The sequence below is a fragment of the Nonomuraea sp. NPDC026600 genome, assembly GCF_040638335.1.
Lineage (GTDB): Bacteria > Actinomycetota > Actinomycetes > Streptosporangiales > Streptosporangiaceae > Nonomuraea.
In genome coordinates, this window is record NZ_JBEZYD010000022.1 from 77547 (window position 1) to 101707 (window position 24161).

Annotated in this window: 26 protein-coding genes; 19 read left to right on the forward strand and 7 right to left on the reverse strand. The window is 69.2% G+C overall.

The features are described 5' to 3' along the window. Positions 1–220 precede the first annotated feature (220 nt). Genes AB0F17_RS39015 through AB0F17_RS39030 form a run of 4 tightly spaced genes read left to right on the forward strand, consistent with a single transcriptional unit; the run spans position 221 to position 3800 of the window. A complete protein-coding gene (locus tag AB0F17_RS39015) occupies positions 221–772 on the forward strand; it encodes a MarR family transcriptional regulator (protein ID WP_358033561.1) in 552 nt (183 codons plus the stop codon). Further along, positions 756–1694, forward strand: a complete 939-nt coding sequence (locus AB0F17_RS39020) for a tetratricopeptide repeat protein (protein WP_358033565.1) — start codon at positions 756–758, stop codon at positions 1692–1694. Before AB0F17_RS39015 ends, AB0F17_RS39020 begins: the two co-directional genes overlap by 17 nt. A 9-nt stretch (positions 1695–1703) precedes the next feature. Next, positions 1704–2333 carry a cytidylate kinase-like family protein gene (locus AB0F17_RS39025; RefSeq protein ID WP_358033568.1) on the forward strand — a complete coding sequence of 210 codons (630 nt, stop codon included), beginning with the start codon at positions 1704–1706 and terminating at the stop codon, positions 2331–2333. A gap of 57 nt (positions 2334–2390) precedes the next feature. After that, the gene (locus AB0F17_RS39030; RefSeq protein WP_358033570.1) at positions 2391–3800 is read left to right on the forward strand and encodes an NAD-dependent malic enzyme; all 1410 of its coding nucleotides are present in this window, start codon (positions 2391–2393) and stop codon (positions 3798–3800) included. Between the two features lie 264 nt (positions 3801–4064). Here the strand turns inward: AB0F17_RS39030 and AB0F17_RS39035 are convergent, their stop codons facing one another. Then, positions 4065–5444 (reverse strand): MFS transporter, encoded by a 1380-nt coding sequence (locus AB0F17_RS39035; protein ID WP_358033573.1) that lies wholly within the window; start codon positions 5442–5444, stop codon positions 4065–4067. 67 nt (positions 5445–5511) lie between these two features. Here AB0F17_RS39035 and AB0F17_RS39040 point away from each other — a divergent pair, with 67 nt between their 5' ends. Together AB0F17_RS39040 and AB0F17_RS39045 are read left to right on the forward strand one after the other, a co-directional pair. Then, positions 5512–6123 carry a TetR/AcrR family transcriptional regulator gene (locus AB0F17_RS39040; RefSeq protein ID WP_358033576.1) on the forward strand — a complete coding sequence of 204 codons (612 nt, stop codon included), beginning with the start codon at positions 5512–5514 and terminating at the stop codon, positions 6121–6123. 94 nt (positions 6124–6217) lie between these two features. Beyond that, entirely contained in the window at positions 6218–6796 is a 579-nt protein-coding gene (locus tag AB0F17_RS39045) for a YqgE/AlgH family protein (RefSeq protein WP_214641666.1), read from the forward strand. 15 nt (positions 6797–6811) lie between these two features. Here the strand turns inward: AB0F17_RS39045 and AB0F17_RS39050 are convergent, their stop codons facing one another. After that, positions 6812–7423 (reverse strand): TetR family transcriptional regulator, encoded by a 612-nt coding sequence (locus tag AB0F17_RS39050; RefSeq protein WP_358033580.1) that lies wholly within the window; start codon positions 7421–7423, stop codon positions 6812–6814. A gap of 158 nt (positions 7424–7581) precedes the next feature. Between AB0F17_RS39050 and AB0F17_RS39055 the strand changes: the two genes are divergently transcribed. The 7 genes from AB0F17_RS39055 to AB0F17_RS39085 all read left to right on the forward strand — a co-directional run bounded on the left by AB0F17_RS39055 (position 7582) and on the right by AB0F17_RS39085 (position 15766). Beyond that, complete coding sequence (locus AB0F17_RS39055; protein WP_358033583.1) at positions 7582–9189, forward strand: MFS transporter; 1608 nt, start codon at positions 7582–7584, stop codon at positions 9187–9189. A gap of 119 nt (positions 9190–9308) precedes the next feature. Continuing rightward, on the forward strand, positions 9309–9563 hold the full coding sequence (locus tag AB0F17_RS39060; protein ID WP_214641663.1) for a DUF3039 domain-containing protein: 255 nt from the start codon (positions 9309–9311) through the stop codon (positions 9561–9563). Positions 9564–9640: 77 nt separating this feature from the next. Further along, positions 9641–10678, forward strand: coding sequence for a zinc metalloprotease (locus tag AB0F17_RS39065; RefSeq protein ID WP_358033586.1), 1038 nt, complete (start codon positions 9641–9643; stop codon positions 10676–10678). Between the two features lie 26 nt (positions 10679–10704). Beyond that, positions 10705–12123, forward strand: coding sequence for an MFS transporter (locus AB0F17_RS39070; protein WP_358033589.1), 1419 nt, complete (start codon positions 10705–10707; stop codon positions 12121–12123). 120 nt (positions 12124–12243) lie between these two features. Beyond that, complete coding sequence (locus AB0F17_RS39075) at positions 12244–13239, forward strand: hypothetical protein (RefSeq protein ID WP_358033591.1); 996 nt, start codon at positions 12244–12246, stop codon at positions 13237–13239. A 133-nt stretch (positions 13240–13372) separates the two neighbouring features. Beyond that, on the forward strand, positions 13373–15121 hold the full coding sequence (locus AB0F17_RS39080) for a DEAD/DEAH box helicase (RefSeq protein ID WP_358033594.1): 1749 nt from the start codon (positions 13373–13375) through the stop codon (positions 15119–15121). A gap of 267 nt (positions 15122–15388) precedes the next feature. Further along, the gene (locus tag AB0F17_RS39085; RefSeq protein ID WP_358033597.1) at positions 15389–15766 is read left to right on the forward strand and encodes an STAS domain-containing protein; all 378 of its coding nucleotides are present in this window, start codon (positions 15389–15391) and stop codon (positions 15764–15766) included. Here AB0F17_RS39085 and AB0F17_RS39090 read toward each other — a convergent pair. From AB0F17_RS39090 to AB0F17_RS39100, 3 genes are all read right to left on the reverse strand, one after another. Beyond that, positions 15756–16280, reverse strand: a complete 525-nt coding sequence (locus AB0F17_RS39090; RefSeq protein WP_358033600.1) for a hypothetical protein — start codon at positions 16278–16280, stop codon at positions 15756–15758. The two genes, AB0F17_RS39085 and AB0F17_RS39090, sit on opposite strands and share 11 nt — an antisense overlap. Before the next feature lie 127 nt (positions 16281–16407). Beyond that, positions 16408–16977 carry an isochorismatase family protein gene (locus AB0F17_RS39095; RefSeq protein ID WP_358033602.1) on the reverse strand — a complete coding sequence of 190 codons (570 nt, stop codon included), beginning with the start codon at positions 16975–16977 and terminating at the stop codon, positions 16408–16410. Positions 16978–16992: 15 nt separating this feature from the next. Beyond that, on the reverse strand, positions 16993–18276 hold the full coding sequence (locus tag AB0F17_RS39100; protein ID WP_358033604.1) for a nicotinate phosphoribosyltransferase: 1284 nt from the start codon (positions 18274–18276) through the stop codon (positions 16993–16995). 37 nt (positions 18277–18313) lie between these two features. Here AB0F17_RS39100 and clpS point away from each other — a divergent pair, with 37 nt between their 5' ends. The 5 genes from clpS to AB0F17_RS39125 all read left to right on the forward strand — a co-directional run bounded on the left by clpS (position 18314) and on the right by AB0F17_RS39125 (position 20930). Beyond that, positions 18314–18616, forward strand: coding sequence for an ATP-dependent Clp protease adapter ClpS (gene clpS, locus AB0F17_RS39105; protein WP_358033607.1), 303 nt, complete (start codon positions 18314–18316; stop codon positions 18614–18616). A gap of 10 nt (positions 18617–18626) precedes the next feature. Further along, entirely contained in the window at positions 18627–19157 is a 531-nt protein-coding gene (locus AB0F17_RS39110; protein WP_358033609.1) for a DUF2017 domain-containing protein, read from the forward strand. A gap of 9 nt (positions 19158–19166) precedes the next feature. After that, positions 19167–19568, forward strand: coding sequence for a M67 family metallopeptidase (locus tag AB0F17_RS39115; protein WP_358033613.1), 402 nt, complete (start codon positions 19167–19169; stop codon positions 19566–19568). A 140-nt stretch (positions 19569–19708) separates the two neighbouring features. Next, positions 19709–19981, forward strand: coding sequence for a MoaD/ThiS family protein (locus tag AB0F17_RS39120; protein WP_358033615.1), 273 nt, complete (start codon positions 19709–19711; stop codon positions 19979–19981). A gap of 1 nt (position 19982) precedes the next feature. After that, entirely contained in the window at positions 19983–20930 is a 948-nt protein-coding gene (locus AB0F17_RS39125) for a cysteine synthase (protein WP_358033617.1), read from the forward strand. A gap of 43 nt (positions 20931–20973) precedes the next feature. Here the strand turns inward: AB0F17_RS39125 and AB0F17_RS39130 are convergent, their stop codons facing one another. After that, complete coding sequence (locus tag AB0F17_RS39130; RefSeq protein ID WP_358033619.1) at positions 20974–22725, reverse strand: DUF3352 domain-containing protein; 1752 nt, start codon at positions 22723–22725, stop codon at positions 20974–20976. Positions 22726–22892: 167 nt separating this feature from the next. Then, the gene (locus tag AB0F17_RS39135) at positions 22893–23216 is read right to left on the reverse strand and encodes a hypothetical protein (RefSeq protein WP_358033622.1); all 324 of its coding nucleotides are present in this window, start codon (positions 23214–23216) and stop codon (positions 22893–22895) included. Between the two features lie 93 nt (positions 23217–23309). Between AB0F17_RS39135 and AB0F17_RS39140 the strand changes: the two genes are divergently transcribed. Beyond that, positions 23310–24101, forward strand: a complete 792-nt coding sequence (locus AB0F17_RS39140) for a thioesterase family protein (RefSeq protein WP_358033625.1) — start codon at positions 23310–23312, stop codon at positions 24099–24101. Positions 24102–24161 lie beyond the last annotated feature (60 nt).

The following is a 24161-nucleotide window of genomic DNA, read 5'->3' on the forward strand; positions in this document are numbered from 1 at the left end:
TGAAGTCCACCAAGCACCCCCCGTGCCCCGTCGGTGCGGCGGAAGCGAGGCAAGTCCGGGCCGGTCCCCACGGCGAGTGAACTTGGCTTCCGCGTCACCATTCGATGTGAGAACCATAACGGAGCGTGATGATTGGCGTCCGGATTCTTGGTCAAGCCGTGAGTCCGATCGCTCTCCGTAACCATACTAATCAGGACGAGCGGCGCGCTACCGTAGCGCTGTGTCGCAGCCGAAGCCGCTCAATCTGCCGTTCGATCCCATTGACCGCGCCGCGGAGTCGTGGCGCGCTCACTTCGGGGCTTCTTCCGCGATGGCCGCCGTCACCTCGATCATGAGAGCGCACCAGATCCTGCTGTCGCAACTCGACTCGCTGCTCAAGCCGTACGACCTGACCTTCGCCAGGTACGAAGCCCTGGTGCTGCTGACCTTCAGCAGGACCGGAGCCCTTCCCCTGTGGAAGATCGGAGAGCGGCTCATGGTGCACCCGACGAGTGTGACCAACACCATCGACCGCCTGGAGAAGTCGGGTTTCGTCTGCCGGATGCCCAACCCGCAGGACGGCCGCGGCGTCCTCGCCGAGATCACCGACGCGGGGCGGGACGTCGTGCGGCGGGCCACGGCCGATCTGATGGCGGCGGACTTCGGTCTGACCATGTACGGCGAGGACGAACTGCGTCAGCTCTTCGACGGGTTGCGCACGCTACGGGTGGCGGCGGGTGACTTCTCCACGGCGTCGATGCGGCAAGATGATGAGCATGGCGGACTTCTCTAGGCCCGGGTCGCTCTACGGAGCCATAGACCTGGGCGCGCGTAAGCAGGCACTCGAGGCACAGACCCGGCGGGAGGCCGGGGGTCCCCAGGCGGCCACGTCGGGCTCGATCGTCGATGTGACCGAGGAGACGTTCACGACCGATGTCATCGACCGCTCGATGAGCGTGCCGGTCGTCCTCGACCTCTGGTCTCCGCGTGCACCCGGCAGCGCTCAGCTCAGCCCGGTGCTGGAGAAGGTGGTCGGCGAGCTGGGCGGCCGGGCGATCCTGGCCAAGGTCAACGTTGACGCCAGTCCGCAGATCGCGCAGGCGCTGCGGGTGCAGGCGGTGCCGACCGTGCTGGCCATCTTCCAGGGGCAGGCCGTCACCGGCTTCCAGCAGGTGCTGCCCGAGCAGGAGGTGCGCCGCTGGCTCGACGAGCTGATGGGCGCGGTCGAGCAGTTCTACCAGGCAAACCCCGACGCCCGCCCGGCGGAGGCGGGGGAGGGGCAGGACGAGCCCGCCGGGCCGCCCGCCGATCCCGACCTGGTGGCCGCCGAGGAGGCCGTCGACAAGGGCGACCTCGACGCGGCCGAGGCGGCCTACCAGCGGCTGCTGACCCGCTCGCCGAGCAACGAGGACGCGAAGATGGGGCTGGCGGGTGTCGGCCTGATCAAGCGGACGGCCGACGTCGACCCCGCTGACGTGCAGCGGCGCATGCAGGACCCGGCCGACATCGACGCCCAGTTGCTGGCGGCCGACCTGGAGATGCTGTCGGGCGCGATAGACGAGGCGTTCGACCGGATCATCGGCGTGGTCAAGCGCACCTCGGGCGACGACCGCGACAAGGCCCGGCGCCACCTGCTCGGCCTGTTCGACGCGCTACCCGCAGAAGACCCTTCTTTGGCCAAGGCACGTAGAGCTTTGTCCAGCGCGCTGTTCTAACCTGGACCTATGCGGGTCGTCACGATCTCGGCGACGTACGGCACGGCCGGCGGCCACATCGGCCCGGCCGTGGCCGAACGCCTGGGCGTGCCCTTCGTCGACCGCGCCATCCCCAGCACCGTCGCCCAGGAGCTGGGCTGCACGCTTGAGGAGGCGCTGGCCCACGACGACCGGGCCGAACACGGCCTCGGCCGGCTGCTCTCCGGCGCGATGCGCCTGCCGACGGTCACCTTCGGCGGCGTCGACATGTACGTCCCCGGCGCGATGCCGATCGCGCAGGAGGAGTTCGTCCGCCGCACCGAACGCCTGCTCAAGGAGACGGCGCAGGCTCAGGGCGGGGTCTTCCTGGGCCGGGCGGGGGCCGTCGTGCTCGCCGACCATCCCGGCGCGCTGCACGTCAGGCTCGACGCTCCGCTGAAACGCCGGGTGCGGCAGACCGCCACGCTGGGCGAGCTCAGCGAGCGCGAGGCCCGCAAGATCGTGGAGGACAACGACCGCGCGCGCACCGCCTACGTGCGCCACTTCTACCGCGCCGACCCGGCGGATCCCTCCCTATATCACCTGGTCATCGATAGCACGAGTATTCCCGTATCGACCTGCGTTGATTTGATCGCCATCGCGGCCGAGGCACTCGACTGACCGAATTCCCCCTACGATGGGAGAACTTCTTGGTCAGGTCCCGAAGGAGCGTTTGACGTGGCGACCGTCCCCAGTGTGTCGTACTCCATCACCGTGCGGCTTGAGGTGCCGGCAGGCGGCAAGGCCGTCAGCCAGCTCACCCACGCCGTAGAGTCGGCGGGTGGTGTGGTCACCGCGCTCGACGTCACCACCGCGGGCCATGAGAAGCTGCGCATCGACGTCACCTGCGCGGCTCGGGACACCGACCACGCGCAGGCGATCGTCGACCGGCTCGAATCCGTCGACGGCGTCGTCATCCACAAGGTCTCCGACCGCACCTTCCTCATGCACCTCGGTGGCAAGATCGAGATGGTGTCGAAGGTGCCGCTGCGCAACCGCGACGAGCTGTCCATGGCCTACACCCCCGGTGTGGCGCGTGTGTCGATGGCCATCGCGCGCAACAAGGAGGACGCGCGGCGGCTGACCATCAAGCGCAACACGGTCGCCGTCGTCACCGACGGCTCGGCCGTGCTCGGGCTGGGCAACATCGGCCCGGAGGCGGCGCTGCCGGTCATGGAGGGCAAGGCGGCCCTGTTCAAACGCTTCGCGGGCATCGACGCCTGGCCGATCTGCCTCGACACGCAGGACGTCGACGAGATCGTCCGTACGGTCCAGATCATCGCGCCGGGCTTCGGCGGCATCAACCTCGAGGACATCGGCGCGCCGCGCTGCTTCGAGGTCGAACGGCGGCTGCGCGAGCTGCTCGACATCCCGGTCTTCCACGACGACCAGCACGGCACCGCCATCTGCGTGCTGGCCGCGCTCACCAACGCGCTGCGCGTGGTGGGCAAGCCCATCGAGGGCGTCAAGATCACCATGGCCGGCGCGGGCGCGGCCGGCAACGCGGTGCTGCGCCTGCTTCTGGCGGCGGGCGCGCGCAACGTCGTCGTCTGCGACTACCTCGGCGCCGTGCACAAGGGCCGCGACGACCTCGACGAGTCGCTCCGCTGGATCGCCGACCACACCAACGCCGAAGGCTACTCGGGTGACCTGCGCGGGGCGGTCAAGGGCGCCGACGTGTTCATCGGGGTGTCGGCGCCGGGCATCCTGAACGGTGACGACATCGGCACGATGGCCGACGACGCGGTGGTGTTCGCCCTCGCCAACCCGGAGCCCGAGGTGTCGCCCGACGACGCTCGCGAGCACGCGGCCGTGGTGGCGACCGGGCGGTCCGACTACCCCAACCAGATCAACAACGTGCTGGCGTTCCCGGGCGTGTTCCGCGGCCTGCTGGACGCTCAGGCGACCGAGGTGAGCCAGGAGATGCTGCTGGCCGCGGCGCGCGCGCTCGCGGCCGTGGTGGCTCCGGAGGAGCTCGGCCCCAACTACATCGTGCCGAGCGTGTTCCACCCGGACGTGGCGACCGCCGTCGCCGCCGCCGTCCGCGACTCGGCGGGCGGCCGCGCGAGAGGCTTCACCGAGGCCTGATCGTTTTCGAAAATCCGCTTTTCTTTTACGGCACAGTCGCCCCCACCGCCGCCCGCCGACCAGGGCTGAGGGCCTCCAGGAGGACGGCCGCTGACCGGTGCGTGGCCGGGCGCCGTTACGGCGTCTTCTGGGCCGGTGGCGACTCTTTCGTGACCCCCGTCCGCCTGGAAGACGAGGTTGTGGACGTCGGCCGTGGCTATCGCCCGCAGGGTCGGCACCTGGTCCCTGGCGTCCGCCTCGTCGAAGACGTTCAGGGGCCAGGGGTCATGGGCGGTCTTCCCTTCTGATCGCGGTGTGGGCGGCGATGGCCAGGACCAGGGCCGCGTTGATCAGGACTGCGGTCGTCACTCCTTGGAGGACCGTGCCCATGGCGGCCGTGACTATCGCGCTCATGACCGGGATGCCCATGGTGATGCCGATCTGCTGCGTCATTGTGGCGAGGCCGGTGGCCAGGCCCTGTTCGGAGCTGGGCAGGCCCGAGGTGGCGGTCACCATGAAGGCGACGATCGCCAGCATGTTGCCGACGCCGCCGATGAAGGTGGCCACCAGGAGGAGCCAGATCCAGCCCGCCTCCGGGCCGAGGAGCGTCAACGCCGCCGTCGCCGCCGCCTGCACCAGGAAGCCGGCCGCCAGCGTCCGGCGGTTGCCGAGGCGGGACAGCACGCGCGGGGCCGCGATCCCGCCGAGCACCGTGCCGAGGCCGAGCACGCCGAACGCCAGTCCCGTGGCCAGGGCCGAGTAGCCGAGGACCTTCTGCAGATAGAGCGTCATGAGGAAGACCAGCGACGTCTCCGTGGCGAACGCGACCAGCCCCGCCAGGTTGCCCCACTTCACGGTGGGCCTGGCCAGGATCGTCACCGGTACGAGCGGTGCGGGCGCCCGCCGTTCGACGAACCAGAACGTCACCAGCAAGCCGGCCCCTGCCAGCAGCGCGCCGATCCCGGCCGGGTCGGCGAAGCCGCGCTCGCCGGCGCGGGTGAGCCCGAACACCAGGGCCAGCAGTCCGGCGGTCACCGTCACCGCGCCCGGCAGGTCCATCCTGGGCCGGTCCGCGAGGCGGCTCTCGGCGGGCAGGACCGGGGCGGCGGCGAGGACGGCGAGCGCGACCGGAACGTTCACGAAGAACGCCCACCGCCAGCTCAGCAGGTCGGTCAGCAGCCCGCCCAGGATCGCACCGGAGGTGAAACCGGCCGACATCAGCGCCCCGTTCAGCCCCAGCGCCCGCGCCCGCAGCGGCCCTTCAGGGAACGTGGTGGTCAGCAGCGACAGCCCGGCCGGGGTGACGGCGGCCGTGGCCAGCCCCTGGGCCACCCTGGCGACCAGGAGCAGGCCGGGCGACGTCGCCAGCCCGCCGGCCAGCGAGGAGAGCCCGAGCAACGCCATCCCGCCCAGGAACAGCCGGCGCCGCCCGAACAGGTCCGCGATCCGGCCGAACAGCAGCGTGAACCCGGCCGCCGCGAGCGCGAACGCGGTCGCCACCCACTGCAGGTCGGCCAGCTCGAACCCGAGCCCGGCGCCGATCACCGGCAGCGCGACGTTCAGGATGGAGAAGTCGACGGCGAGCATGAACTGGGATCCGAGCAACAGCACCAGGACCAGCCGCTGCCGCCCCGTCATCCGGACGGCTTGCGAGGTCACGGTCATGTCATCCCCCTAATGGGTCTTTTATTCCGTTAAGATGGGGATGACGGTAGCACGCTAAGGAGCCTTAATGGAACAGGATTCCCGTTTGGCTGGAACGGTGCGCCCCGGCGGCCGTACGGCAAGGGTCCGGGCGGCGGTCCTGGAGGCCGCTCAGGACGAGCTGGTGCTCCATGGCTTCCACGGCCTCACCATGGACGCGGTGGCCGCCCGCGCGGGCGTCGGCAAGACCACGGTCTACCGCCGCTGGACCGGTACGGCGGGCTTGGTGGCCGACCTCATGACGGAGCTGGCCGACCAGTCCGCCGCGCACGCGAACACCGGCACCATCGAGGAGGACCTGCGCGCCAACGCCCTGAGCGTCCTGAACGCCATCACGGACGAACGCCTGGGCCCCACGCTCCAGGCGGTCATCGCGGCCGCCACCTGCGACAAGGAGGCGGCGGCCGCGCTGAACGCCTTCTACGACCGGCGGATCAGGGAGTGGGCCAATTCGGTCGACCTGGCGATCCGGCGCGGCGAGCTCCCGGAGGGCACCGACGGCCAAGAGGTCATCCGGGCGATCTCGGCCCCTCTGTACTACCGCCTGCTGGTCACGAGGGAGCCGGTGGACAAAGAGACGGCCGAGCGATCGGTGGCTCGCGCTCTGGTGGCGGCGCGCAATGGGGCGTTCATCGGCTGACGCCTATGGGGCATACGGTGCCCATATAGCTACAGAAAGTAACAACAGGGTGGTAGGGGAGCGAGATGCGGGGTTGACCCTTCATGATGGAGGTATGGCGGAAGCGATCTACGTCGGCGGTTTACTGGTGGCGACGCCGCTTCTCGACGACCCCAACTTCCGGCGTAGCGTCGTGCTCATCCTCGAACACGACCTCGACGGCGGCACTCTCGGCGTGGTGCTGAACCGGCCGAGCGACATCTCGGTGACGCAGGTGCTGCCGGTGTGGGATCCCCTGGTGACCGGGCCGCCGGTGCTGTTCGAGGGCGGTCCGGTGCAGACCGACAGCGCGCTGGCGCTGGCCGCGGTGCCGAGCGGCGAGGAGCCGCTGGGCTGGCGCCGGCTGCACGCGGGCACGCCCGCGGTCTCCCGGCTGGGCACGGTCGATCTGGACGCGCCGCCGGAGATCCTGCAGGGCGAGATCGCGCAGATGCGGATCTTCGCCGGCTACGCGGGCTGGACGTCCGGGCAACTGGAGAGCGAGATCGCCGAAGGAGCCTGGTACGTCGTCGACTCGGAGGCGGGCGACACCTTCCACACCGATCCCGGCTCCCTGTGGCGCAACGTGCTGCGGCGGCAGCCGGGCGAGCTGGCCTTCGTGGCCACCTGCCCGGACGATCCGACGCTGAACTAGACGATCCGACGTGGACTAGACGTCCCAGCCGGGGCGGAAGGCGTTCTGGGCGAGTTCGAGGGTCTCCTCCATGCGCTCCACGAGGATCCGCACATCCGTCACCTCGCGGTGCGGGCATTCGAACCCGACCCGCAGGATCGACATCGCGAACGCGACGATCAGGTGGGTGCGCTGATCGGTGGCCACGTCGACGTTCCTGCGGGCGGCGATCTCGACGGCCAGGCGCCGCTCGGTCGCCGCGCCCCTGGCGACGGACAGGCCCACCAGATGGGGATTCTCCTCCATGAGCCGCCGCAACTTCAGGAATCTCGTCGTGTCCTCGGGCGTTGACCCCTCCATGTCGCGGACGACCCCGCGCAACCCGTGGATCAGCGCGGTGAAGGAGGGTTCGTCCGCGGGGCGGGTCCGCAGGGTCTCCAGAATGATCTCCTCGCCGTGGTCGTGGAACCACAGCATGAGATGGACCTTGCTGGTGAAGTAGCGGAAGAACGTCCGCGGGGAGATCTCGACCGACCCCGCTATCTGGTCCACCGTGGTCGAGTCGTACCCTTGTTCGAGGAACAGGTCGAGCGCGGCGTCGAGGATCGCCAGGCGCGTTTTCTCCTTCTTGCGTTCCCTTAGACCCACACGCGTCACTCCCTAGAAACCTTCCTGTCATGGTGTGCCATAAGTCATAGGGCGTCAAATAAAACCGTGTTGTCATCTGTCAGCGACTGCCATAGATTACCTGAGGCTTAAGAGACTTATGCCCCGGTGTGGGGCGGTATGTACTGAGGGGGATTTTCATGGCTAACGCGAGGACGGTCGAGGCGCCGTCGTCGCCCGGCCCCGGGGAGACGGGGACCGGCGGCAATCCGTGGTTGGTGCTGCTGGCGGTCTGCCTGGGCGTCATCATGGTGATGCTCGACGGCACCGTGGTCGGCATCGCCAATCCGTCCATCCAGCACGACCTGGGCGCATCGCTGTCCGATCTGCAGTGGGTGACCAGCGGTTACCTGTTGGCGCTGGCGGTGTTCCTGATCACGGCGGGCAAGCTGGGGGACCTTTTCGGGCACAAGCGGGTCTTCCTGATCGGTGTCGCCGGGTTCGCGCTGTCCTCGATCGGCATCGGCCTCAGCCAGCAACTGGCGGACATTCTCCCGGGCGTTTCGCCGATCGGCGCGCTGATCGGCCTGCGGGTGCTGCAGGGCCTGTTCGGTGCCCTGCTCCAGCCCGCCGCCCTGGCCCTGCTGCGCGGCGCTTTCCCCGGTGAGAAGCTGAACCAGGCCATGGGCGCCTGGGGCGCCATCATCGGCCTGTCCAGCGCGGCCGGCCCGATCGTGGGCGGCGTCCTGGTCCAGAACGTCAGCTGGCAGTCCGTCTTCTTCATCAACGCGCCGGTGGGGATCATCGCCCTGATCCTGGGCATCTTCCTCATCAAGGAGAACCGCATCCCGTCGCTGGCCAGGATCGACTGGCTCGGTGTGGTGCTGCTGTCGGGCGCGATGTTCTCGCTCGTCTGGACGATCATCAAGGCTCCCGAGTGGGGCTGGGGTGACAGTACGACGATCGGCTTCATCGCCGGGTTCGCCGTGCTCATCGCCGCCTTCGTCTTCTGGCAGAGCAAGGCCAAGCAGCCGCTGGTCCCGCTGTCGCTGTTCAAGAACCCGTCCATCTCCATCGGCACCGTGCTGATGATGATGGTGGCGTTCGCCATGTTCGGGGCGATGTTCTTCCTGGGCTTCTTCTTCCAGGGCGTCCACGGCCTGTCCCCGCTGGACGCGGGCCTGCGCATGCTGCCGATGAGCGCCGGCATGATCGTGGCCTCGCCGCTCGCCGGCATGCTGATCGGCAAGGTCGGCGCGAAGATCACGATGGCCGCCGGTCTGCTGATCACCGCGGCCTCGATGTTCCTTATGTCGCAGTTGAGCATCGACGCCTCGTTCGTCGAGAGCGCCATCCCGTTCGTGCTGCTGGCGTTCGGCCTCTCGCCGGTCTTCGTCGGCGCCACCGAGATCATCGTGGGCAACGCCCCGCTCCAGCTCAGCGGTGTCGCGGGCGGCCTGCAGCAGTCGGCCATGCAGGTCGGCGGCGCACTTGGCACCGCCATCCTGGGCGCCGTCATGGCGTCCGAGATATCCAGCAAGCTGCCCGGCTACCTCGGCCCAGCGGCCCAGGCGATCCCGGCGGAGCAGCTTTCCCTGCTGGAGAAGGCCGCCGCCTTCGGCGGGCTGCCGCCCGGCACTCCGCAGCAGCTCCAGCAGTTGGTGGGCGGGGCCGTGCACAACGCGTTCATGGACGGCATGCACCTGGCCTTCCTGGTCAGCACCGGCGTCGCGATCCTGACCGCGGTTCTGGCGCTGTTCGTCAAGGCCGGTCGCAAGAGCGAGGGCGCGCCGGTTCACGTCGGCTGAGCCTTTTCCTGGTCCGTACGGCCCTCGCCTGGTGGCGGGGGCCGTACGCGTGTCCAAGGGGTGGGCTCGGCCGTCTCGGCCGGGAAGACCCGGTCGGAGGCGGGCATAGACTCGGGGGGGTGAGTACGAAGATCCTCCCTGAGCAGGAGACCACCCCGCGGACGTCGCATGGCGACGGCGATCACGAGCGGTTCTCGCACTACGCGGACAAGCACAAGATCACCGAGAGCATGGTCACCGGCACGCCGATCCGGGCCCTGTGCGGCAAGGTCTGGGTGCCCAGCCGCGATCCCAAGAAATATCCGGTGTGCCCCGAGTGCAAGGAGATCTACGAGGGGCTGCCGTCGGGCGGAGACGACGACAAGAACGAGTGAGTGTTGATCACATGTGATCACCCACGGGAGAGCTACCGTCTGCATACGGACGTACTCATACCGTAATGGGGGATTGCATGGCCCGGCGCGCGACCGCCGTCTCTTTGGCATGCCTGCTCGCGGCCGGGCTCACACCGCCGCTCCGCCCTGCCGCCACGGCCTGGGCCGCGGCTGACTGCCGCGCCGCGCGCCGCGAGGCGGGCCCGCGCACGGCCCGTGGTGGCGCGTCGAGTACGGCGGGTTCGCACGACGGTGCGTCGAGTGCGGCCGGTCCGCGTGCGGCCCGCGACGGCGCGTCGAGCGCGGGTGGTCTGGTGGTCTCGGGGCTGGATGATGATCCGCGGTCGCCGGGGCCGCGGGAGCCCGAGCCGCGGGACGTGCAGCAGGTGCTGGCCGAGCTCGGCCAGCGGCTCGCCGGAGTGACGGTCCCGGCCGCGATCACCGTTCCCACCTGGGTGCACGTCCTGACCGACGGCACCCGGCGGGCCTCGGACGCCGACGTCAGGGCGCAGATCGACACGCTCAACTCCGCCTACAGCGGTGCGCTGGGCGGTGCCCCCAGCGGGGTGCGGTTCCGCCTTGACGGCATCTCGGTCAAGGAGAGGGCCACGTGGTTCGTCGACCCGATCGCCAATGAGCTCGCCATGAAGACCGCCCTGCGCAAGGGCGGTCCCGAGACCCTCAACCTCTACATCGGCCAGTTGGGCGACCTCGTCCTCGGCTACTCCGCCTACCCGTACTGGTACAACGACAGCCCCGCCCTCGACGGCGTCGTCATCGACTGGCGCAGCCTGCCCGGTGGCGCGATGGTCAACTATGACCGCGGCTACACCGCCGTACACGAGATCGGGCACTGGCTCGGCCTCTTCCACACCTTCCAGAACGGCTGCGCGAGCCCAGGCGACGGCATCACCGACACCCCGCCCGAGGCCAAGCCCACAGAAGGCTGTCCCGACACCAAGGAGACCTGCGCGGAGCAGGGCGAGGATCCCATCCACAACTACATGGACTACGCGTATGACCGGTGCATGTGGGAGTTCACGCCTGAGCAGGCGACGCGCATGCACCAGATGTGGGCCGTCTACCGGGGCCGTGGCCTGCTGGCCGCACCCTGAAATATCGGCACAACTAGGATGTGTGAGTGACAGCACCGAAGGCACTCGACACTCCGTACGATCAACCTCGCATCTTCGGTTCGGCCTACCGGGCGGCGACCATCGGCATCCTGCTGGTGATCACGCTGATCGCCTTCGAGGGCATGTCGGTGAGCGTGGTGATGCCGATCATCTCCAAGCAGCTCGACGCGCTCGACCTCTACGGCCTGAGCTTCTCGGCCTTCCTCATCGCCAGCCTGTTCGCGAACGTGGTGTCCGGGCTCTGGTCGGACCGGCGTGGTTACACGATGCCGTTCCTGCTCGGGGTGGTGCTGTTCGTGATCGGGATGGGGCTGGCGGGGGCGGCGGCGACCAAGGTGCTGTTCCTGGCCGCGCGGGCCGTGCAGGGATTGGGCGCGGGATGCACGATCGTCGCGGTGTACGTGATGATCGCCCGGGTTTATCCGGCTGCCGTGCGGCCCAAGATATTCGCGGCGCTGTCGGCGGCCTGGGTGGTGCCCGCCATGGTCGGCCCGGCCGTGGCCGGGTTCGTGGCGTACGCGTGGGGCTGGCGGTGGGTGTTCTTCGGGATCATCCCGCTCGTGGTGCCCGCCCTGGTGATGTTGGTCCCCGCCTTGAAGAAGCGCGCCGACGGGGCGGCGGAGTCCGGCTCTTCCGATGAGGGCGACGGGTCGTCGGAGGGGGCGCGGTCCAGGCCGTTCGCGATGACCGTGGCCGCCACCGCCGCCGCCGGTGGGGCGGGCGTGCTGCTGTACGGCGTGGACAAGCTGCACATCTCGCCGGTGCCGAGCGCCGTCGCGGTCCTGGCCGGGCTGGCCTGCCTCGGCTACGGCCTGTCCAAGCTGCTGCCGCCGGGCGCGCTGCGCTTCAGCCGCGGGCTGCCGACCACGATCATGATGCGCGGCATGTTCTCGGCCGCCTTTTTCGGCGTGAACTCGTTCATTCCCCTCGCCCTCCAGCAGGTCAAGGAGTTCGGCCCCGCGGCGGCGGGCATCGCGCTCACGACCGGCGCGCTCGGCTGGTCCACCGGCTCCTACCTGCAGAGCAGGCGCTCGGTCGAGCCGTACCGGCGGATCCGGCTGGGGGCCGCCTGCGTCATGGCGGGGGTGCTGATCGGGCTGCTGTCGGTCCTGCCCGGGATCACCGGCTGGGTCGCGGTGCCGGCGTGGATCGTGGCGGGGTTCGGGATGGGCCTCGGCATGACCACGGTCAGCGTCACGGCGCTCAAGCAGTCGCCGGTCAACGAGCAGGGGGCCAACTCCGCCGCCCTCTCGGTGACGGACATGCTGGGGTCCGCGCTGGCGGTGGGCGTGGGGGGTGCGCTGGTCAACGTCATCGGGCACAGTCCGGGGATGATCGCGCGAGGCTTCGTGGTCATCTGCTGTCTGATGTCCGCCATCGCCCTCGCTGCCACGTTGCTCGCCTCCCGTACCCGCTCCGACTGACCCGCGACGCCTCCTGTCCGTGGTGGGTTCGGGAGCCATTCTTGTCCCTCCTGTCACAGCGATCACGGAACGCCGGATCCGCGGGAGAAGGAGTGATAGGACAGCGGACAAGGAGGTGTCATGGAGGACGATCACCGCGTTTGGCCGCCGAGTTCGGGAGCCAGGCACCGCCGTACACCTTCCGATCCTCCTGAGCCTCCCGCTGATGCGCCGCCGAGCCCGGTGCGCAGGGGCGGGGATCCGTATCCGCGGGGTGGGCGGCGGGCCGAGGAGGCGCGGACGCGGCCGTCCAGGCCCGCGCAGCGCGAGCCCGCGACCGTCGATGACGACCCCGGCCAAGCGCGCCGGCGGCGCGGCTCCGTGGCCGGTGATGGCGGGCTCTCGTGGCACGGGAGGAGCGGCCCCGAGGGTGATGAGCGGGACGAGCCGGAAGACCTGTGGAATCCACGGCTGCGGCGCACCACCGAGCGGGGGCTCGAGCGGGATGACGGCGATCCGCAGGTGCCGTGGGAGTCGCTGCCCCCGTCCGCCCGTCACTACGGGGCGCCCGCCGATCCCGGCCTGTCGAGGCGGGTACGGGTACGGCGGTGGGGGCGGCCCGCCGAGGCGGTGATCGCGCTGCTCCTGGCCGCCGGGCTGATCGCGGCGCTGGTCACGGTCGTGCTGCGGTTCGCCGTCCCGAAGCCCGCGACGGCGCTGTTGAGCGACTCGCTGGCGGGGGTGACGATCACGCTGCCGGCCGGGTGGCAGGAGGGAGCGGTGCCGCCTGTGACCGGATTCACCTCGGTCGCCAGGAGCGACGGCGCGCTCGTCATGGCCAGGCCGATCCCCGATCCCGTGGCCGATGTGACAAAGGCCACCAAGGACGCGGCGGAGCTGTACTCCGGGCTGCTGCTCAAAGGCGACAAGGTCGACGTCGTGGAGGACAAAGACCTCCCCCAAGGACACACGCGTGCGCTACGAGCGCAATACCGGGATGTGGTGAACAGACCCGCCTACCTACGTGTCACACTCCTCAACCGGGGCGGCAAGGCAGTGCTGCTGGTCGGGCTGCTCCAACCCGAAGAAACCACCCGAAGGCAGGCGCTCGATGCGGTGATGTCGAGTGTGCGATAAGCCCCGTACGCCCCTTAGCACGCAAGGATGAGCTTGGCCAGGATCCCCGGTGCACGGCACGTCTTGTCGGTGGGCCCGATTACTCTTGGGTCACTGTGAGACAGCGAAGCACACGAACCCCAGAGGTGATGCGGTGAGCTCCTTCGCCGCATCCCATCTTTCGCCTTCCTATCCCGACCGCGCCGCATGGGGCACCGCCCCCAAGCTGCGCGCCTGGCAGCAGGAGGCATTCGACCTGTATTTCAGGCGCGAGCCGCGTGACTTCCTCACCGTGGCGACGCCGGGCGCGGGCAAGACGACCTATGCCCTGCGCATCGCCAGCGAGCTGCTCGCCAACGGGGTGATCCGGGCGATCACCATCGTCACCCCCACCGAGCACCTCAAGCGCCAGTGGGCCGACGCGGCGAGCAAGGTCGGCATCAGCATCGACCCCGAGTTCAAGAACAGCCAGGGCGCCACCTCCAGCGACTACGTCGGCGTGGCCGTGACGTACGCGGCGGTCGCCATGCACCCCGCCCTCCACAGGGCGCGCACCGAGGCCCGCAAGACGCTCATCATCTTCGACGAGGTCCACCACGCGGGTGACGCCAAGTCGTGGGGCGACGGCATCCGCGAGGCGTTCGAGCCGGCCGTCCGCAGGCTCCAGCTGACCGGGACGCCGTTCAGGTCCGACGACAACCCGATCCCGTTCGTCGGTTACGAGGAGGACGCCGAGGGTTTCAAGCGCAGCGTCTCCGACTTCTCCTACGGCTACGGCCCGGCCCTCGACGACGGGGTCGTCCGGCCGGTCATCTTCCTGGCCTACTCCGGTGAGATGAAGTGGCGCACCCGCGCGGGCGACGAGCTCGCCGCCACGCTGGGCACGCCGCTCACCAAGGACCAGCTCTCCCAGGCCTGGCGCGCCGCGCTCGACCCCAAGGGCGACTGGATCCGCCAGGTCATGGAGGCCGCCGACCGGCGGCTGACAGAGGTGCGCCGTGGTGTCCCCGACGCCGCCGGCCTGGTCATCGCGACCGACCACGAGACGGCTCGCGCCTATGCCCGCCACCTGCGCAACATCTCCGGTGAGGGCGCCACCGTCGTGCTCTCCGACGACCCGGGCGCCTCCAACAAGATCAAGCAGTTCGCCGCGTCCGGTGATCGCTGGATGGTGGCGGTCCGGATGGTGTCGGAAGGCGTCGACATCCCCCGGCTGTGCGTGGGGGTCTACGCCACCTCGATCTCCACCCCGCTGTTCTTCGCCCAGGCGGTCGGCCGCTTCGTGCGGGCCCGCAAGCGCGGCGAGATGGCCTCGGTGTTCCTGCCCTCGGTGCCGACCCTCATGGGCCTGGCCAACGAGATGGAGGTGGAGCGCGATCACGTGCTCAACCGCCGTCCGCCGGAGGACGGGCTGGACGACAGCCTGCTGGAGGACGCCAACAGGAAGAAGGACAATCCGGACGTCCTCGGGGACGAGCTGCCGTTCGAGATGATGGAGACGTCGGCGACGTTCGACCGCGTGCTGTTCGACGGCGGCGAGTTCGGCACCGGCGCGGAGGTCGGCTCGGCCGAGGAGGAGGACTTCCTCGGGCTGCCCGGCCTGCTGGAGCCCGACCAGGTGGCCACGCTGCTGCGCAAGCGGCAGTCGGACCAGCAGGCCGCCAAGGCCAAGAAGACCGAGACCGGCCCGCCCGCGGTGGCACCGCACGAGCAGATCGCCGAGCTCCGGCGAGAGCTCAACGGCCTCGTGGGCGCCTGGAACCACCGCACCGGCCAACCCCACGGCTCCATCCACTCGGAGCTGCGCCGGGCCTGCGGCGGGCCGCTCATCGCCCAGGCCACCGCCGTCCAGATCCAGGAGCGGATCGACAAGATCCGCCAGTGGGCCACCCAGCGACGCTAGCCGAGCCGCCCGGTTCCATCGCCGGGCGGCCGGTCGAAGTCATAGCGATCTCGGCGTTCGGGTGGCCGTGGACCCCGGGAAGTGTCACGGTTAGGACACGGCAGCGGAGAGCCTGCTCATGGCCACGCCGGACGCCGATCCAGAGACCGTCATGCTCTGGCCCCCTCTACACGTTTGGTCACACCGCCGTGGCCTATCGTTAGACGACCACCGGAACCGGCAACACCAAACGATGGCTGCCTTGGGAAATACAGAAGGACTTCACCCATGTCATCTGGGGCCACGGGAAAATCGACGTTCGTCGTCACTTCTGGCCTCTCGGGAAACGCCATCATCACCCGGCTGAGCGGCGATCTCGACGCCTCTGCGGTGCCGGCCTTCCGGGAGCACATGGCGCGTATCTGGGCACTCCCGGTGAAACCCTTCCTGATCCTCGATCTGCGGGAGATCACCTTCTGCGACTCCCTGGGGATGAACGAGCTCGTCGTGGTCCTGCAGCGGTGCGAGGCCAGGGGGACCCGGCTGCTGCTGGGCGGGGTCCAGGGGGTCATGGGGCGGGTGCTGTTCATCACGGGGCTGCGGCACGCGTTCGAGGTCTACGCCGACCTGGACGACGCGCTGCGGCAGGGCTCGGTCATCTCGTAGGAGTCGTCGGCCGGGGGATGGGGTGCCCGGTGCGGCCGTCGACCGGGCGCAGGCGCGCGGAGGCGGGCGGGTCGAGCGGCACCCGCAGCGAGGCGGCGCCTTGAGCGACGTGTACGGACACCGTACGCATCCCCCTGCGTTCCTCTCGGGGTGGCCCTTCGTGGATCCAGACGCGCAGCTTGCGGCCCTCGGAGCGGAGCGTGACCTGCGCCGTGGCGCACTCGTCGGGCGCGGCGGCCCAGGACAGCGTGAGATCGTCGCGCGGGCCGCTCAGCCGTGCCGTCTCGGGCACCGGCGTACGCTCCGCGCAGCCCCTCGTGAACACGCTGGGCGGCACGTCGTGCGCGACGACCGCGGCCTCCCGCTCCTCGGCGGTCATCGCCACCGTGGCCGCCTCCAGCAGCGCCAGCGTCAGCAAGGCCCCGGCCCTGGCCGCGTTACGCCCGCGGACGAGCACCCAGAGGCTGAGCGGGGCGAGCAGCAGCCAGGCCAGGCCGAGCGAGAAGGTCAGCATGGGGAACCTCACACACGAGGACGAAGGATCATCGCTCTCCGTGGTGAAGCGTATTCGGAGAGCATTCGCCCTCTTGGATATCACATGACCGCAGCGTCGCGCACCGCGTACTCTTCGTGGCCGGCGGTCAGGCCACGGACGGCGTGCCCTGCAGGACGGCGCCGGCGGCGCTCAGCTCCGACAGCGCGATGTCCGTGGTCTGCCGCGCCACCCCCGCCGTGAGGTCGAGCAGCACGCGTACGGCCAGGCCGTGCTCGAGCGCGTGGAGCGCCGTGGCGCGCACGCAGTGGTCGGTGGCGATCCCCACCACGTCCACCTCGCTCACCCCGCGCTCAGCCAGCCAGTCGGCCAGCGACACCTCGTCACCGGAGGCGCCCTCGAACCCGCTGTAGGCGGCGGCGTAGGCACCCTTGGAGAAGACCTCCTCGACCGCCGAGACGTCGAAGGCCGGGTGGAAGTCCGCGCCCGGCGTGCCCGCGACGCAGTGCGCCGGCCAGGTCGTCGCGTAGTCGGGGGCCTCGGAGAAGTGGCCGGCCGGGTTGACGTGGTAGTCGCGGGTGGCCACCACGTGGTCGTAGCCGTGGTCGGCCACGTAACGGGTGATCGCGGCGGCCACCTCGGATCCGCCCGCCACGGGCAGGCTGCCGCCCTCGCAGAAGTCGTTCTGCACATCGACGATGATCAGCGCGGTCCCCATAGAAAGCACCATACGTCAGGCGAACTCCGTGGCGATCGCCGCGTACCCCCTGCCCAGGTGCAGCGCCTCCTGGGGGAGGCCGGCGATCGTCCTGGCGTGCCGCTCGCGGGCCGCGGCCAGCGGCTCCCTGCCGATGACCTCGCCGTCTCGTACGAGCTGGTGCAGCAGTGGCACGCCGCCCTCCGGCGCCGGCCCCGACGTGGTGATCAGCTCGGTCTCGGCGTGCCCGGTCTCGTCGAACAGGCGGTAGGGCTCCTTGCGGCCACCACGCGACGGCTTGCCGACCGACCGCTTGGCGACCGGCTCCATGACACCCGCCGAGGTCTCGCGCGCCACCAGCTTGTAGACCAGCGCGGCGGTGGGCACGCCCGAGCCCGTCACCAGCGAGGTGCCCACGCCGTAGCCGTCGACGGGGGCGGCGGCCAGCGCGGCGATGGCGTACTCGTCCAGGTCGGAGGTGACCACGATGCGCGTGTTGAACGCGCCGAGCGCGTCGAGCTGCTCGCGCACCTCCTGCGCGGCCGCCGCCAGGTCGCCGGAGTCGATCCGCACCGCGCCCAGCTTGGGGCCCACCAGCTCGACCGCCGTACGGACCGCCTCGGCCACCTCATAGGTGTCGATCAGCAGCGTGGTCTCCGGGCCGAGCGCGGCGATCTGGGCTTCGAACGCCGCCCGCTCGGTGTCGTGCAGCAGCGTGAACGCGTGCGCGGCCGTACCGGCCGTCGGAACGCCGTAGACCCGCCCGGCCATCAGGTTGGAGGTGGAGGCGAAGCCGGAGATGTAGGCGGCGCGGGCGGCGGCCACGGCGGCCCACTCGTGCGTGCGGCGCGAGCCCATCTCGATGATCGGGCGGTTGCCCGCCGCGTTCGTCATCCGGGAGGCGGCCGAGGCGATGGCGCAGTCATGATTGAGGATGGAAAGGGTCAAAGTCTCGAGGAGTACGGCCTCGGCGAACGCGCCTTCCACCACCATGATCGGGGAGGCGGGGAAGTAGACGTCGCCCTCGCGGTAGCCGTACACGTTGCCGGAGAAGCGGTAATCGGCGAGGAAGGCGAGGGTCGGTTCGTCGACCACCTCTTTCTCCCGCAGGTAGGTCAGCTCCTCGTCACGGAAACGGAAGTCTTCCAGCTCGTCCAGGACACGTCCCGTCCCGGCGACAACCCCGTATCGCCGTCCGCCAGGCAGATGCCGGGCGAACACCTCGAAAACCGCCCGCCGATGGGCGGCGCCGCTCCGCAGTGCCGCCTGGAGCATCGTCAGTTCATAGTGATCTGTGAGCAACGCAGTGCTCATGGTCATTGCCACGACTCGAAGACTACGGCCGGGGTAGGGCAGGATGGGGGATGTGGGTAGCACTGCTCCAATGGCCGTCGAGCGTCCGTCAACGGACGTCCGGCCCGATCTGCCATGGGTGACGATCGTCTGGAACGACCCGGTCAACCTCATGTCCTACGTGACGTACGTTTTCCAGACGGTGTTCGGCTACTCCAAGGAGAAGGCCGAGAAACTCATGATGGACGTGCACAAGAAGGGCAAGGCCGTCGTGTCCAGCGGCACCCGGGAGGAGATGGAGCGTGACGTCCAGATCCTCCACTCCTACGGCCTGTGGGCGACGCTCCAGTCCGATTCGGTGAAGTGAGGCAGCACACGTGAACTCGGGGTTCTCGACGCGGGACGGCGGTGGCGTCATCGCGGAGTTCGAGGCGGCGGAGGTGTCGATCCTGCGCTCGCTGGTCACCCAGGTGCTCGGCCTGGTGGCGCCGGGCGAGACCGGCGACGACCCGCTGGAGCGCGCGCTCGGCATCGGCGTCGGGGCCGGGTCGGTGCCGTCCGACCCGGTGCTCGCGCGCCTGTTCCCCTCGGCCTACGAGGACGCGGCGGAGTCGGCGGAGTTCCGCCGCTACACCGAGGCGACGCTGCGCGACGGCAAGCGCGCCGACGCGCAGAGCATGCTCGACAGCGCCAGGCCGGGACGTAGCGAGCTCACGACCGAGCAGGCCCAGGCGTGGCTGCGCGCCCTCAACGACGTACGGCTGGCCCTCGGCACCAAGCTCGAAGTGACCGAGGAGATCCACGACGAGATCGCCACCATGTCCGAGGACGACCCCCGCTACCCGGCCTACATCACCTACGACTGGCTGACCTACCTGCAGGACACCCTGGTCCGGGCCCTCTGGTAATTTCCCGACATGCTGACGATCTCGCAGGAACTGGTTGACAAGATCGTTGCCCATGCGCGGGCCGACCACCCGGACGAGGCGTGCGGCGTGATCGCGGGACGGGACGACGCCCCTGAGCGGTTCGTCCCGATGGAGAACGCCGAGCGCTCGCCCACGTTCTACCGCTTCGACTCGATGGAGCAACTGCGCGTCTGGCGCGACATGGACGACCGCGACGAGGTGCCCGTCGTGATCTATCACTCCCACACGGCGACCGAGGCCTACCCCTCGCGCACCGACGTGACCTACGCCTCCGAGCCGGACGCCCACTACGTCCTGGTCTCCACCAGGGACGAGGACGAGACGGAGTTCCGCTCCTACCGCATCCTCGACGGAGTGATAACGGAGGAAGAGGTAAGGTTTCTCCCATGATGGTCAGGCCGGTGCAGAGCTACCTCTTCGCGCATACCCCGGCTGTCGTCGTCTACGACTGTCGCTGATCAGGAATCCGTGTTCAGCCGTCGGCGTTGCTGCCGATGGGACGACGACCTGACCCGAGGAGACTGACCGCGATGGCCATCGAGGTTCGCATTCCGACCATCCTTCGCACCTACACCGGCGGCGCCAAAGCCGTCGACGCCGAGGGCGCCACCCTCGACGAGCTGATCAGCAACCTGGAGTCCCTGCATCCCGGACTCAAGGACCGCCTGATCGAGCAGGGCAAGCTGCGCCGCTTCGTCAACGTGTACCTGAACGACGAGGACGTGCGCTTCCTCGGCGGCCTCGGCACGTCGGTGTCCGATGGCGACACGGTGACCGTGCTGCCCGCCGTCGCCGGCGGGTGACATGCGTTTCGAATCGCTGATCGACTCGGTCGGTCGCACGCCCCTCGTCGGCCTTCCCCGGCTCTCGCCGTCGGCCGACGTACGGCTCTGGGCCAAGCTCGAAGACCGCAACCCGACCGGGTCGATCAAGGACCGGCCCGCGCTGTGGATGGTCGAGCAGGCCGAGAAGGACGGGCTGCTCACGCCCGGCTGCACGATCCTGGAGCCCACCAGCGGCAACACCGGCATCTCGCTGGCGATGTCGGCCAGGCTCAAGGGCTACAAGCTGATCTGCGTGATGCCGGAGAACACCTCCGAGGAGCGCCGCCAGTTGCTGCGCATGTGGGGCGCGGAGATCATCTCGTCGGCCGCGGCGGGCGGCTCCAACGAGGCCGTACGGGTGGCCAAGGGGCTGGCGGCCGAACACCCGGACTGGGTGATGCTCTACCAGTACGGCAACCCGGCCAACTGGCGGTCCCACTATGAGTCGACGGGGCCGGAGATCCTTGAGGACCTGCCGAGCGTGACCCACTTCGTCGCCGGGCTCGGCACGACGGGGACGCTCATGGGGGTGGGGCGCTTCCTGCGCGAGCGCGTGCCCGGCGTGCGGATCGTGGCCGCCGAGCCGCGTTACGGCGAGCTGGTCTACGGGCTGCGCAACGTGGATGAGGGGTTCATCCCCGAGCTGTACGACGAGTCCGTGCTGACCACGCGGTTCTCGGTGGGGTCGGCCGACGCGCTGCGCCGTACGCGGGAACTGCTCGCCGCGGAGGGGATCTTCGCCGGCGTGTCCACAGGGGCGGCGCTGCACGCCGCCCTGGGTGTGGCCGCCAAGGCGGTGAAGGCGGGGGAAAGCGCCGACGTCGTCTTCGTGGTCGCCGACGGAGGCTGGAAATACCTGTCCACGGGGGCCTACGAAGGCACCCTGGACGAAGCCGAGCACCGCCTCGAAGGCCAGCTCTGGGCGTGACAGTGGCCGCCCCCTGAGGGGCGGCCACCCTTGCCGAACCGCGTCAGTTGAACAGCAGCCGTAGCGAGAAGCTGGCCTCGGTGGCCGTCTGCTTGCCGCTCAGGCCGACCGCGCGCAGGACCTGGGCGTTGGCCTTGTCGTCGCCCTCCATGCTCGGCAGGTAGTACTTCTCGACCTTGTCCAGATCCACGAACAAGGCGTAGGTGGCCTCGTCGGCGTCCGGGACGGCGTCCTTGAAGGTCTGGCTCTCGCCCAGCGTGCCGTCGGCGGACAATGCCTTGGCGTACTCGTCGGTGGTGGCGACGGTGAACGTGCCGTCACCCGCGACCTTGGCGAGCTGGGGAGTGGGCTGGCCACTGGACGACATGGCCTTCTGGATCTTGTCGTACACGGCCTGCGCCTTGGCCGGGTCGGTCGTGATGCGGACGCCGGCCTTGATCTTGTCGCTGTCCAGGCCCTGGGCGTCGACCGCGAGCGTCAGGTTCTTGCCGAGGACCGTGGCCAGATCGTCGGGCAGCTGCAGGCCGTAGGTCTGCTTGGCCTGGTCGACGAACTGCTTGAACTGGGCCCCCGCGGGCGTCGCCGCGATGGACTGCTCGATCTCGCCCCACTTCTTGGTGATGATCTGGTCGAGGCCCGAGTAGGACAGCGCGCCCGCGGTGGAGGCGGGCAGCGCGGACAGCTTGGCGGGCTCCAGATCGCCCTCGACCATGCCTTCGGCGCCGCGGATGACACCGGCCAGCTCGGCGTAGGAGCTGTCGAAGCGGAGCGCTCCGGCGAACCTGGCGTTCTTGACCTGTTCGAGCGCCTTGGCCTCCTGGCTCGACTTGTCGGTCACCGCCAGCTCGCCGATCTTGCCGAGGTGCGCCCAGTACGACAGCACACCCTGCTCGCCGATCGCGTTCACGTCGTCGTTGAAATCGGCGTTGTCGGCGAGACTGGTGGTCTCGGCGGCGTACTTGTCGGCCAGCGTCTGGCTTGACGTCACCAGCGCGTAGTCGTCACGGAAGGACAGGCCGAACCTCTCCTTGCCCATCAGCTTCTTGATGCCCACCTTGGCCTGCGCCTCGTCCTTGACCTGGACGGCCACGGCGAAGTCCGGCTCCTTGCCGCCCGACGGGACGACGGCCAGGCCGATCCTGCTGCCCAGCCAGGGATCGATGTCCTTGGCGAAGTCGACCTTGGACAGACCGGCGTCCTGCGTCAGGTCGAACACGGCCTTACGCGGGTCGTCGCCCTGGAAGGTGTCCTTGGTGACGGTGAACTTCCTGGCGATCTGGAACAGCGCGACCTTCTGGTTGGCCGCCGGGTCCAGGTCGAGCCGGACATAGGCGATCGAACTGGCGGGCAGCACCTCGTGCGGCTGCGTGCCGCCGCCGCCGATCGCGCCGACCGCCCAGACCGCGCCGCCGCCGAGCACGACAACGGCCAGCGCCGAGGCGATGGCGATGATCCAACCCTTGCGGCTCTTCTTGGCGGGCTCGGCGGGGCCGAAGCCCTCGGGGCCCTGCTGCTGCCAACCGGCCTGGGCGTACGGGTCCTGCTGACCGTACTGGGGCTGCTGCCCGTACTGGTCTTGCTGGCCGTACTGGGGCTGCTGGCCGTAGGACGGCTGCTGCTGCCCGTACTGGGGCTGTTGCTGCTGACCATATGGCTGCTGGTCGTACGTGGGCTGTTGCCCGTACTGGGGCTGCTGGCCATAGGACGCCTGCTGCCCGTACTGGTCTTGCTGCCCGTACTGGGGCTGCTGGTAAGACTGCTGCGGAGGATACGGCTGGCCCTGCGACAACGGCATTGTCGGCGGATGCTCGGGCTGCTGCTCCTGGTTCCAGCGGTACGCCGTGGTCCGGTTAGGATCCTGGCCACTCGGGGGGTTATTAGCAGACATCACTCAACTCACAATGTGGACTTTTGATCACAAAGAAAGTAGCTGATGTTGCTAGACGGTCGCTTGCAATGTACTTAGACGCGTGAGAGTTCCTGCTTTATGGTGCTGATGTATACCTCGCCGCCACTGTGGTCGGTGACGCTGGACCACGGGACGAAAGTGGACCCCACGTAGAGCACGCGCGCCAGAGGCCGGGCGAACCAGCCCCAGCGGCGGTGCCGGTCGCGGGTCAGGCAGAGCAGTTTCCCCCGGTAGGCCGAGACCACCAGGCCGCAGACGGTGGCGCTCTGTTGCAGCTCGCCCTTGTGCTTGATCAGGCGGATGTCGACGACGTGGCCGACCCACACTCCGTTGGGGTCCCAGACCGACTGTCCGATGAGTTCGGTAACGCTTGTCATGATCGAACTGTCTCAGTGAGATCGCGTTTGCGCAGGTAGGCACGCTGATACCATGAGCCTACTAGAATATAGTTCCGTACCTGAGGCAGGACGATGACCAAGTTCGATGAGGCCACGCAGGCGATCCGGGTCGACGAGAGCACCTACGACGTCTGCCTCGACCCCGGCTACGTGATCGGCGGCCCGCTCAACGGCGGCTACCTGCTGGCGGTGATCCTGCGCGCGGTTGTGGACGCGTCGCCGTTCGAGCATCCGGTGAGCACGTCCGCCCAGTTCCTCAAGTCGCCCGTGCCCGGTCCCGCGCGGGTGCGGATCGAGCAGCTCAAGGCGGGCAGGACGGCGGCCTTCACCCGGGCGACACTCGTCCAGGACGGTGTGGCGCAGATCGAGAGCCTGATCACCACGGCCACGCTGAGCGACGTCGAGCCGATGTACGCCGATAAATCGGGATATGTCATGCCGCGGCCGGAAGACTGCGCCAAGCTGCCCGACCCCAGGCCCGAGTCGAACATGACGCTCAACGCCCAGATGGAGATGCTCTTCGACCCGCCCACGATCGGCTGGCTGAAGGGTGAGCCCAGCGGCCGGCCCGAGTCCAGGGCGTACTTCAGGATGGCGGAGCCCCAGGACCCCGACCCGTACGTGCTGGCCCTGGCCGTGGACTCGCTGCCGCCCGTCGTGTTCTCGGCCGGAGCGCGGGGCTGGGCGCCCACCGTGGACCTCACCTGGCACCTGCGGGCGCTGCCCGCCCCCGGCTGGCTCACCCTGATCGGCAGTGGCCGGCTCATCTCCGACGGCTGGTTCGACGAGGAGGTCGAGGCGTGGGACTCCCAAGGCCGGCTGGTCGCGCAGTGCCGCCAGCTCGCCCGGGTGGGGCGCGGGTGACACGCGGGCTGTGAGCATTCTTACGCAGTGAAGATGTCGCAGGTCGCCTACCCTCTAAAG

Excerpts from the sequence above, each read along its gene's own strand:
- AB0F17_RS39025 (WP_358033568.1), top strand. The coding sequence starts at position 1,704 with ATGCGGGTCGTCACGATCTCGGCGACGTACGGCACGGCCGGCGGCCAC.
- AB0F17_RS39065 (WP_358033586.1), top strand. The coding sequence starts at position 9,641 with ATGGCCCGGCGCGCGACCGCCGTCTCTTTGGCATGCCTGCTCGCGGCC.
- AB0F17_RS39090 (WP_358033600.1), bottom strand. The coding sequence starts at position 16,280 with ATGCTGACCTTCTCGCTCGGCCTGGCCTGGCTGCTGCTCGCCCCGCTC.
- AB0F17_RS39140 (WP_358033625.1), top strand. The coding sequence starts at position 23,310 with ATGACCAAGTTCGATGAGGCCACGCAGGCGATCCGGGTCGACGAGAGC.
- AB0F17_RS39045 (WP_214641666.1), top strand. The coding sequence starts at position 6,218 with ATGGCGGAAGCGATCTACGTCGGCGGTTTACTGGTGGCGACGCCGCTT.
- AB0F17_RS39125 (WP_358033617.1), top strand. The coding sequence starts at position 19,983 with ATGCGTTTCGAATCGCTGATCGACTCGGTCGGTCGCACGCCCCTCGTC.
- AB0F17_RS39115 (WP_358033613.1), top strand. The coding sequence starts at position 19,167 with ATGCTGACGATCTCGCAGGAACTGGTTGACAAGATCGTTGCCCATGCG.
- AB0F17_RS39100 (WP_358033604.1), bottom strand. The coding sequence starts at position 18,276 with ATGACCATGAGCACTGCGTTGCTCACAGATCACTATGAACTGACGATG.
- AB0F17_RS39035 (WP_358033573.1), bottom strand. The coding sequence starts at position 5,444 with ATGACCGTGACCTCGCAAGCCGTCCGGATGACGGGGCGGCAGCGGCTG.
- AB0F17_RS39020 (WP_358033565.1), top strand. The coding sequence starts at position 756 with ATGGCGGACTTCTCTAGGCCCGGGTCGCTCTACGGAGCCATAGACCTG.
- AB0F17_RS39095 (WP_358033602.1), bottom strand. The coding sequence starts at position 16,977 with ATGGGGACCGCGCTGATCATCGTCGATGTGCAGAACGACTTCTGCGAG.
- AB0F17_RS39040 (WP_358033576.1), top strand. The coding sequence starts at position 5,512 with ATGGAACAGGATTCCCGTTTGGCTGGAACGGTGCGCCCCGGCGGCCGT.
- AB0F17_RS39085 (WP_358033597.1), top strand. The coding sequence starts at position 15,389 with ATGTCATCTGGGGCCACGGGAAAATCGACGTTCGTCGTCACTTCTGGC.
- AB0F17_RS39075 (WP_358033591.1), top strand. The coding sequence starts at position 12,244 with ATGGAGGACGATCACCGCGTTTGGCCGCCGAGTTCGGGAGCCAGGCAC.
- AB0F17_RS39130 (WP_358033619.1), bottom strand. The coding sequence starts at position 22,725 with ATGCCGTTGTCGCAGGGCCAGCCGTATCCTCCGCAGCAGTCTTACCAG.
- AB0F17_RS39135 (WP_358033622.1), bottom strand. The coding sequence starts at position 23,216 with ATGACAAGCGTTACCGAACTCATCGGACAGTCGGTCTGGGACCCCAAC.
- AB0F17_RS39120 (WP_358033615.1), top strand. The coding sequence starts at position 19,709 with ATGGCCATCGAGGTTCGCATTCCGACCATCCTTCGCACCTACACCGGC.
- AB0F17_RS39055 (WP_358033583.1), top strand. The coding sequence starts at position 7,582 with ATGGCTAACGCGAGGACGGTCGAGGCGCCGTCGTCGCCCGGCCCCGGG.
- clpS (WP_358033607.1), top strand. The coding sequence starts at position 18,314 with ATGGGGGATGTGGGTAGCACTGCTCCAATGGCCGTCGAGCGTCCGTCA.